Raw genomic sequence first — 9,193 nt, 5'->3', positions numbered from 1 at the left:
CCCTAACAGCAATGTTAGGGCTTTTTCGTATCTGCAGTATTACTGTTGGTCTGTGACCAACGTGTCCAGTTTTAGCGCAAACTCGGACTCTGTTATCACTTATTAGGGTCAACCACTTATTGAGAAACCCAGTCGAACTGAAATTTAAAGCCCGTTACTGACGCAACGGGCTTGTTTGTGTCTGGAGATGAGTGCTGAAGTATTTGTCTTAGGTTGGCTAGAAGCAATATTTATACATAGCCTTGGAAAGTATCTCGACAGTAGGGTCGATAAACTCAAACGCAAGAAATTCATCCGGTTGGTGAGCTTGGTCAATAGATCCCGGACCAAGTACTAGCGTCGGACATAGCTGTTGAAGAAAGGGCGCTTCAGTACAGTAATTGACAGTTTCTGAGTCAATACCGCATATCTCTTCCACTCCTCCTATAAAAGGGTGATCATGCTGACATTCGTAACCAGGAATCGGTTCGTGTAGAGGTGTTATATCAATCCGGCCAGGCCATTTTGCCTCGATTTCTTTTAAGGCGCCACGAAGCATGTTATCCAATCCATCAAGGCTTATTCCAGGCAGAGGGCGTACGTCATAATGAAGCTCACAACAACCACAGATGCGGTTAGCGCTGTCTCCACCATGAATGTGGCCAAGGTTAAGTGTTGGGCTTGGAATCGCGAACCCAGGATGGTGATACTCTTTGATTAGTTTGTCACGCAACTGCATCATGGCAAAAAGGATTTCATGCATGATTTCAATGGCGTTGACCCCTAAAGCCGGATCTGACGAATGGCCAGATTTGCCTGTGACTCGAATAGCATTGGCAACATGGCCTTTATGGCCTCGTATCGGAACCAAGCTCGTAGGTTCTCCGATAATGCAATAGTCCGGCTTGAATGGTGCATTATCAGTAAAATGACGTGCACCAAGCATGGTTGTCTCTTCATCACACGTCGCTAAGACATATAACGGCTTACTTTGTTTACTCCAGTCAACCTTCTTTACTGCTTCAAGAATGAAAGCAAAGAAACCTTTCATATCAGCCGTTCCTAGACCATAGAAGCGGTCATTCGCTTCTGTGAGGGCGTGAGGTTCGTAATTCCAGCGGCCTTCATCGAAAGGTACTGTATCGCTGTGACCAGCCAGCAGAAGCCCTCCTTCACCGCTTCCTATTTTACCTAGCAGATTAAACTTCCCGGGTTCGACCTCGATAATGTCGACTTCAAAACCTATGTCTTGCATCCAACTGGCAAGCTTTTCAATGACTTTTGCATTCCCTTCATCCCAACTCGGATCGGTTGAACTGATGGAAGAGGTAGAAATCAGGCCTTTGTAGACCTCAAGAAAACTGGGTATTTGCATATTAAGTTCGCTTTGCCTGTTGACACAAATCAATAATGAAGGTAAAAACATAATAAATCAGTTTTAATGAATAAAAAACCATTAAAAGCTAAGTTTATTAAATTTATAGTCACTGGTTGTGTGACGAATTTAAGGTCTTAATGGATGTCTGAGATGCTCAAAACTACAATTATTGGCGCCAGCGGTTATACCGGAGCTGAGTTAGCACTGATGGTGCATAAACACCCACAACTTACGCTATCAGGTTTATATGTATCCGCCAATAGTGTTGATGCCGGTAAATGTATCTCTGAGCTACATGGAAAACTGGCGGGTATTATCAGTCAGCCTGTAGAGCCTTTAAAAGATATCAATGCTGTAGCGGCGGAAAGCGATATCGTTTTTCTGGCCACTGCCCATGAGGTTAGCCACGATATTGCGCCTACGTTTTTGAAACAAGGTTGTCAGGTATTCGACTTGTCGGGCGCTTTCCGAGTTAAGAAACACGGCTTCTATAACGAATTTTATGGCTTTGAGCATCAACATGAAGATTGGCTAGATAGCGCAGCTTACGGTCTTGCTGAGTGGAACCACAACGCTATTAAACACAGCCAGCTCATTGCTGTGCCAGGCTGTTACCCAACAGCCTCACAGCTTGCGATTAAACCTTTGGTCGAGGCGGGTTTGCTGGATGCTGTTCAGTGGCCAGTAATCAATGCAACCAGTGGTGTCTCTGGAGCTGGTCGGAAAGCATCGATGACCAACAGTTTCTGTGAAGTGAGTTTGCAGCCTTATGGTGTGTTCGGTCACAGGCACCAACCTGAGATCGCGACTCATCTAGGGACTGAGGTAATTTTCACCCCTCACTTAGGTAACTTTAAACGTGGAATCCTTGCGACCATCACCATGAAGTTAGCTAGCGGAGTGAGTGAGCAGCAGGTCTCACAAGCATTTAATACGGCATATGAGAATAAACCTGCGGTGCGCCTGCACCAAGCGAAGTTACCCAGTATTCAACATGTTGAAAATACGCCTTTCTGCGATATTGGTTGGAAGGTACAAGGCGAGCATATCATTGTCGTTTCTGCGATTGATAACTTGCTTAAAGGTGCATCGAGTCAAGCGATGCAATGTTTAAATATCCACTACGGATTTCCAGAGTTAACTGCCCTTGTATAAGCAAGTCGGTAAAGGGAAAAGTAATGACAGATAACAAACCAACTCCATTAGTGATCAAATTGGGCGGTGCTGCCCTTTCGTGTACTGAGACGTTAAGTCAGGTTTTTAGTGCAATTGCTGACTATCAGAAGCAGGCTCAGCGACGAATCGTGATCGTCCATGGAGGAGGTTATCTTGTGGACGATCTTATGGCCCAGCTTCAGATTGAAACGCTGAAGAAAGAGGGGCTTCGTGTCACTCCCTATGAGCAAATTCCCTTGATAGCAGGTGCTTTAGCCGGTACGGCGAACAAGATGCTTCAGGGGCAGGCGATCAAAGACGGTTTGAATGCTGTTGGCTTGTCCCTTGCTGATGGTGGGCTGTGTCAGGTTGAAGAGTTGGATCCAGAACTTGGTGCTGTTGGTAAAGCGACGCCGGGTAACTCTACGGTATTACAGGCGATTTTAGCGGCTGACACATTGCCAATCATTAGCTCAATTGGCCTGACTGCAGAAGGCCAGATGATGAACGTCAACGCTGACCAAGCTGCAGTTGCCGTTGCTGGCGCCTTGGATGCTGAGCTTGTTTTGTTGTCAGACGTCAGTGGCGTTTTGGATGGCAAAGGGCATCTGATCAAAAGCTTAGATGAGCAAGAGGCGCAAAGTCTGATTAATGGGCAGGTAATCACTGACGGTATGATCGTCAAAGTCAATGCGGCACTGGAAGCGGCTAATGATTTAGGCCGACCAATAGAAGTAGCTACCTGGCGTTATCCTGAAAAGCTCGCGCAGTTGTTTGCCGGGCACAGCATCGGAACACAATTTTTGCCTAAGAATTAGTCGCTTGTGTAAAGACATGAGCACAACAAAAAGAACGAAAAGTCACCCGTTGCACTGACCGCCACGCGCAGAGCCGGGATTTTGGAGAAAAGAAAATGAGCAAGTTAAAAGTCAATAAAGTCGTAGTCGCATATTCTGGCGGTCTGGATACTTCAGTGATTATCCCTTGGTTGAAAGAAAACTATGATTGTGAAGTGGTCGCGTTTGTTGCCGATGTTGGTCAAGGCGCTGAAGAATTAGAAGGCATCGAAGCAAAAGCGAAAGCTTCAGGTGCATCTGAGTGTTATATCGCGGACCTGAAAGAAGAAATGGTCGCAGACTACATCTACCCGACGCTGAAAACAGGTGCTTACTACGAAGGTAAATATTTGTTGGGTACATCGATGGCTCGCCCAATCATTGCGAAAGCTCAGGTTGAAGTTGCGCGTAAAGTTGGCGCCGATGCCCTTTGTCATGGCTGTACAGGTAAAGGTAACGACCAAGTACGCTTTGAAGGCGCTTTTGCCGCTTTGGCTCCTGATCTTCATGTGATTGCTCCATGGCGTGAATGGGATCTGGTTAGCCGTGAAGAGTGTCTAGACTACCTTGCTGAGCGCAAAATTCCTTGTACGGCTTCACTAACGAAGATTTATTCACGTGATGCCAATGCATGGCACATCTCTACAGAGGGCGGTGTTCTGGAAAATACGTGGAATGCGCCTAATGAAGATTGCTGGGTGTGGACAGTCGATCCTGAGCAAGCTCCGAATGAAGCTGAATACGTGACGCTGAAAGTCGAAAAAGGCGAAGTGGTTGGTGTAGATGGTGAAAACATGACGCCTTATAACGCACTTGTTTACCTGAACGAAAAAGGTGCTAAGCATGGTGTTGGTCGTATCGATATTGTAGAAAACCGTCTGGTTGGGATGAAATCTCGTGGTTGTTATGAAACTCCGGGGGGCACGATTATGATGGAAGCGTTGCGTGCCGTTGAGCAGTTGGTACTGGATAAAACCGCATTTGAATTCCGTGAAGAGCTAGGCGTTAAGGCTTCTCATCTTGTATACGACGGCCGTTGGTTCACACCACTGTGTAAATCCATTCTCGCTGCGTCAGAAGAACTAGCTCAAGACGTAAACGGTGAAGTCGTGATTAAGTTGTATAAAGGTCAAGCTACGGTGACCCAGAAGCGTTCAGTGAACAGCCTTTATTGTGAAGAGTTTGCTACTTTTGGTGAAGATGAAGTTTATGATCAAAGTCATGCGGAAGGCTTCATTCGCCTTTACTCACTGTCTAGTCGCATTCGTGCGCTGAACAGTCAGAAAAAGTAACCCTCAACTAATTTAGCTGACGAGCCCATTTGCTTAGCAAATGGGCTCGTTGTTTTTTGGCAACTAAAACAACGGCACTTAAAATATTTATGAATAAATATGTAGCAATAATGAATTAATACTTTATTTTTGGTTTGAATTGCCGTAAGTTTGAACCATCAAAAAAATACTGGGTTTCACCCAGAAATAGCAATAGATCAAAAAACTGTTCGCACTGACAGTGAGCACCGGTAATCAGGAGATACGCAATGGCATTATGGGGCGGAAGATTTACCCAAGCAGCAGACACGAGATTCAAAGAATTTAACGATTCATTGCGCTTTGATTACCGATTGGCAGAACAAGATATTGTGGGCTCAATCGCTTGGTCGAAAGCGTTGTTATCGGTGGATGTGCTTAATGAAGAAGAGCAACAGAAGCTGGAACTGGCGTTGAATGAACTTAAGCTAGAAGTGATGGAGGATCCTCATCAGATCCTTCGTTCTGACGCGGAAGATATCCATTCATGGGTTGAGCAACAACTGATTGGCAAAGTGGGTGACTTAGGCAAAAAACTGCACACAGGCCGTTCTAGAAACGATCAGGTCGCGACTGACCTTAAACTCTGGTGTCGTCAGCAAGGTCAACAGCTACTGATGGCATTGGATCGTCTGCAATCTCAAATGGTATCGGTCGCGAAAGAGCATCAGGCAACGGTTCTGCCGGGCTACACACACTTACAGCGTGCCCAGCCGGTGACGTTTGCTCATTGGTGTTTGGCTTATGTGGAAATGTTTGAGCGGGACTACTCACGCCTTCATGATGCCATCGAACGTTTAGATACCTGCCCGCTTGGCTCCGGTGCTTTGGCGGGAACGGCTTACCCTATCGACCGGGAGCAGCTGGCACATAACCTTGGCTTTCGCCGTGCGACACGTAACTCACTGGATTCGGTGTCCGATCGTGATCATGTCATGGAGCTGATGTCGGTAGCCTCTATCTCTATGCTTCATTTGTCGCGTTTGGCAGAAGATATGATTTTCTACAACTCGGGCGAGTCTAACTTTATCGAACTTGCGGATACTGTGACCTCTGGATCGTCGTTGATGCCACAAAAGAAAAACCCAGATGCGCTGGAGCTGATCCGTGGTAAGACAGGACGGGTCTACGGCTCACTGGCTGGCATGATGATGACGGTGAAAGCATTGCCGCTTGCTTACAACAAAGATATGCAGGAAGACAAAGAAGGGCTGTTCGATGCGCTAGACACCTGGAACGACTGTATGGAAATGGCGGCGCTTTGTTTCGATGGCATCAAAGTAAACGGCGAGCGTACGTTGGAAGCTGCGAAGCAAGGCTATGCGAATGCCACTGAGTTGGCAGATTATCTGGTGGCTAAAGGCATCCCATTCCGTGAGGCACACCACATTGTGGGTGTGGCGGTAGTGGGGGCCATTGCGAAAGGTTGTGCGTTAGAGGAACTGTCGATTGCGGAATTGAAAGAGTTCTCCTCAGTCATAGAAGAAGATGTTTACAGCATACTGACGATAGAGTCGTGCCTTGAGAAGCGCAGTGCTCTGGGTGGGGTCTCTCCAAAGCAAGTCGCTCATGCAGTCGAGCAAGCGCAAGGGCGCCTTATCAAACGGGATACCTCTGCGGTAAATGTTCGTCCTGCGCGTTTAACGGATATTGAAGCGCTAGAAGGTATGGTGACCTACTGGGCAAATATGGGGGAGAATTTACCTCGTTCACGAAGTGAGTTGGTGAGAGATATTGGCTCTTTCGCGGTTGCAGAGCACCATGGCGAGGTAACCGGATGTGCATCACTCTATGTGTATGACTCTGGACTGGCCGAGATTCGTTCACTAGGTGTCGAAGCTGGTTGGCAAGGGCAAGGTCAGGGTAGCGCGATTGTACAATACTTGGTGGAAAAAGCGCGCCAGATGGCGATCAAGAAAGTGTTCGTTCTGACTCGTACTCCCGAGTTCTTTATGAAGCAAAGTTTTCTACCGACATCGAAGTCGCTATTACCGGAGAAAGTGCTTAAAGATTGCGATCAGTGCCCTCGTCAGCACGCTTGTGATGAAGTGGCGTTAGAAGTGAATCTGGTTGAGAAATCCATCGCACGAGCAAATGTTGCTTAACGTATTGATGGTTAAGGTTTTCGAAGAAAGATCAAAAAAGATCGAATGTTTGTGGGAACCTTATTCAAAAAGCAGGGTCTATTAAAGTACCACTGCTTTTTCTTAGAAGAATCTAAGAGAGCCCCAGAATCGACGTTGATTTTGGGGCTTTTTTCTTTTCTGGTAGCGACAATGTTTTCCCAAAACCCACTACCTCTAACCCTTTTTGTTTCGGCGTCGCCAAGGCAAAATGACAAAGCGCATCCAGAGGTGAAGGAATAGCAAGCCGTTGAATGCAAACCCTGCGATGATCAAAGCAACGGACTCTATGCTTTGAGGGGTATCCCTAAAGGCAAACCACCAGATGACCCAGCACAATACCGACAGCACCGTAAGCTGATCCATACATCGCTGACAACGGCCTATTTTTTTCCAGAACCAGTTGCTGTTTTTACAGTAGTCGCATGTCATGAGCGTCGTTTATTGGTTAACATGTGTCTTGATAATATCTCAAGCTAACGTGAAAGTGATAAAAATGATCGAACGTCAACAAACTAAACAACGTATGAGCCGTATCGTGAAGCATAACGGCACGATTTACCTATGTGGGCAAGTGTGTGCGGATGCGACGAAAGGCATTACTGAACAGACGCAAACTATGTTGGATAAAGTTGAAGAGCTGCTGCTTGAAGCTGGCAGTGACAAGGAGCATATGTTGTCTGCGACGATTTATTTGAAGGACATGAAAGACTTCCAGGAAATGAATGCGGTATGGGATGCATGGGTTCCTGAAGGTCACGCTCCAGCTCGCGCATGTGTTACTGCTGATATGGCCCGTGAAGCCTTGTTGGTAGAGATCTCTGTGATTGCAGCTGAGAAATAACGAGTCTATATGATAAAAAACGAGCCAATTGGCTCGTTTTTATTTTCTGTTCAGGACTAACAACCCGGTCCACAATCAAGACAGTGTTTAATCATCTCTGGGCCTAAGTGCAGTTTCGCATTCAGGTCGCGCAGAGCAGTGCGAACCCCTTCTTCAATTACCGGGTGATAGAAGGGCATATCGAGCATTTCTGAAACGGTCATCTTATTTTGATGTGCCCAAGCCAGTAAGTGTGCAAGATGTTCAGCATTGGGCCCTATCATTTCGGCTCCTAGGAAACGCCCGGTACCTTGTTCACCATAGACATGCAAGACGCCTTTGTTGCGTAGCATAACGCGTGAACGGCCCTGACCTTCAAAAGACACCTCTCCTGTCGCAAAGCAACCACAGTTGCCTAGACGAGTTTCAAGCTGCTTAAAGGATTCACCTACCATTGCAATCTGTGGGTCGGAGAATACCGCCGAGATTGACGAACGACGTAATCCTGCTCGGATATCTGGATATCGACCTGCATTGTCACCAGCAATTCGGCCTTGATCTGCTGCTTCGTGGAGCAACGGAATCTGGTTACTGGCATCGCCGGCAATAAAAATATTGTCTACCGATGTTTGCATTGTGTAATGGTCGGCTGTTGGTACCCCGCGTTCATCAAGGGCAACTTTGGTATTTTCGATTGCCAACTGATCGACGTTCGGACGGCGACCCGTTGCAGCAAGTACATAGTCAACAATGAAGGTTTCCAATTCGCCATCGTGATTGATGAATTGGATCTCGACTTTATCTTCACCTTCTATGCGTTGCATGCTTTCGACTTTCACGTCAGCATCAAGATAGAACTCTTCTTTGAACGCTTTGTCGGCATAGGCCATCACTTCAGGATCTGTTAGCGGCCCTACCTGACCACCGAGGCCGAACAGTTTGACTTTCACGCCAAGCCTATGCAGTGCCTGCCCCAGTTCAAGGCCGATCACTCCCGGTCCAAAGACGGCTATCGATTCAGGCAGGTCATCCCAATCAAACACATCATCATTAATGACCAAACGATCCCCTAGCTCATTCCAGACACCCGGATAAGCAGGGCGAGAGCCTGTCGCAATCACGATACGTTTAGCCGTGATTTGGGTGTGGTCATCCACCATCAATGTGTTGTTGTCGACAAATTTGGCGTAGCCTGCGATTTTGTTTTCAGCTGGGATCTCATCCACCCCTTCAAGTACAAAGCCAACGAAGCGATCACGTTCTCTCTTGACGCGATCCATGACTTCACGACCATTGATGACAATCTCACCTTGCGGATGGATACCAAAGCCCGGTGCCTTTTCTATCTGGTGCACGCTTTCTGCTGCCGCGATCAGCAGTTTGGAAGGCATACACCCCACTCGAGCACAGGTTGTTCCGTATGGTCCGCCTTCAATCATAACGACACTAGCGGTATGTGCTTTGGCTGCGCGATAGGCGCCTAGACCGGCTGTACCACCACCAATAATGGCGACATCGACATTGAGCTGTTTCATTTTGGATTCTCGCTTTGTCTGACCAGGCTTCCTAGCCAACCTGGGGAGATGAAT

Annotated in this window: 8 protein-coding genes; 5 read left to right on the top strand and 3 right to left on the bottom strand. The window is 47.1% G+C overall.

Going from position 1 to position 9,193, the window contains the following annotated elements; genetic code table 11:
* Window positions 1-217: 217 nt before the first annotated feature.
* Complete coding sequence (argE, locus tag TW84_RS22110; RefSeq protein WP_045977768.1) at window positions 218-1,354, bottom strand: acetylornithine deacetylase; 1,137 nt, start codon at window positions 1,352-1,354, stop codon at window positions 218-220.
* Between the two features lie 153 nt (window positions 1,355-1,507).
* On the opposite strand from argE, the gene argC reads away from it, so the two are divergent.
* The 4 genes from argC (at window position 1,508) to argH (ending at window position 6,763) form a co-directional block, all read left to right on the top strand.
* A complete protein-coding gene (argC, locus tag TW84_RS22105) occupies window positions 1,508-2,512 on the top strand; it encodes an N-acetyl-gamma-glutamyl-phosphate reductase (protein ID WP_045977774.1) in 1,005 nt (334 codons plus the stop codon).
* A gap of 23 nt (window positions 2,513-2,535) precedes the next feature.
* A complete protein-coding gene (argB, locus tag TW84_RS22100) occupies window positions 2,536-3,330 on the top strand; it encodes an acetylglutamate kinase (RefSeq protein ID WP_045977767.1) in 795 nt (264 codons plus the stop codon).
* A gap of 95 nt (window positions 3,331-3,425) precedes the next feature.
* Complete coding sequence (locus tag TW84_RS22095) at window positions 3,426-4,640, top strand: argininosuccinate synthase (RefSeq protein WP_045977766.1); 1,215 nt, start codon at window positions 3,426-3,428, stop codon at window positions 4,638-4,640.
* 248 nt (window positions 4,641-4,888) lie between these two features.
* The gene (gene argH / locus TW84_RS22090) at window positions 4,889-6,763 is read left to right on the top strand and encodes an argininosuccinate lyase (RefSeq protein ID WP_045977765.1); all 1,875 of its coding nucleotides are present in this window, start codon (window positions 4,889-4,891) and stop codon (window positions 6,761-6,763) included.
* A 195-nt stretch (window positions 6,764-6,958) separates the two neighbouring features.
* On the opposite strand, the gene TW84_RS24235 is transcribed toward argH, so the two are convergent.
* On the bottom strand, window positions 6,959-7,213 hold the full coding sequence (locus tag TW84_RS24235) for a DUF3624 domain-containing protein (RefSeq protein ID WP_084720282.1): 255 nt from the start codon (window positions 7,211-7,213) through the stop codon (window positions 6,959-6,961).
* 64 nt (window positions 7,214-7,277) lie between these two features.
* Between TW84_RS24235 and TW84_RS22080 the strand changes: the two genes are divergently transcribed.
* Window positions 7,278-7,625: a RidA family protein gene (locus tag TW84_RS22080; RefSeq protein ID WP_006957166.1), complete on the top strand. Its 348-nt coding sequence runs from the start codon at window positions 7,278-7,280 to the stop codon at window positions 7,623-7,625.
* 56 nt (window positions 7,626-7,681) lie between these two features.
* On the opposite strand, the gene TW84_RS22075 is transcribed toward TW84_RS22080, so the two are convergent.
* Window positions 7,682-9,139: a dihydrolipoyl dehydrogenase gene (locus tag TW84_RS22075; protein ID WP_045977763.1), complete on the bottom strand. Its 1,458-nt coding sequence runs from the start codon at window positions 9,137-9,139 to the stop codon at window positions 7,682-7,684.
* Between the last annotated feature and the right edge of the window lie 54 nt (window positions 9,140-9,193).

The organism is Vibrio neptunius (assembly GCF_000967495.1).
In the GTDB taxonomy this organism is placed as follows: domain Bacteria; phylum Pseudomonadota; class Gammaproteobacteria; order Enterobacterales; family Vibrionaceae; genus Vibrio; species Vibrio neptunius.
The sequence above is the reverse complement of the archived record's forward strand: the minus strand, read 5'-3'. Positions and strand labels throughout refer to the sequence as shown.

What these genes read in the sequence shown, in the direction of transcription:
- argE (WP_045977768.1), bottom strand. Translation starts at nt 1,354, where the DNA reads ATGCAAATACCCAGTTTTCTTGAGGTCTACAAAGGCCTGATTTCTACC.
- argC (WP_045977774.1), top strand. Translation starts at nt 1,508, where the DNA reads ATGCTCAAAACTACAATTATTGGCGCCAGCGGTTATACCGGAGCTGAG.
- argB (WP_045977767.1), top strand. Translation starts at nt 2,536, where the DNA reads ATGACAGATAACAAACCAACTCCATTAGTGATCAAATTGGGCGGTGCT.
- TW84_RS22095 (WP_045977766.1), top strand. Translation starts at nt 3,426, where the DNA reads ATGAGCAAGTTAAAAGTCAATAAAGTCGTAGTCGCATATTCTGGCGGT.
- argH (WP_045977765.1), top strand. Translation starts at nt 4,889, where the DNA reads ATGGCATTATGGGGCGGAAGATTTACCCAAGCAGCAGACACGAGATTC.
- TW84_RS24235 (WP_084720282.1), bottom strand. Translation starts at nt 7,213, where the DNA reads ATGACATGCGACTACTGTAAAAACAGCAACTGGTTCTGGAAAAAAATA.
- TW84_RS22080 (WP_006957166.1), top strand. Translation starts at nt 7,278, where the DNA reads ATGATCGAACGTCAACAAACTAAACAACGTATGAGCCGTATCGTGAAG.
- TW84_RS22075 (WP_045977763.1), bottom strand. Translation starts at nt 9,139, where the DNA reads ATGAAACAGCTCAATGTCGATGTCGCCATTATTGGTGGTGGTACAGCC.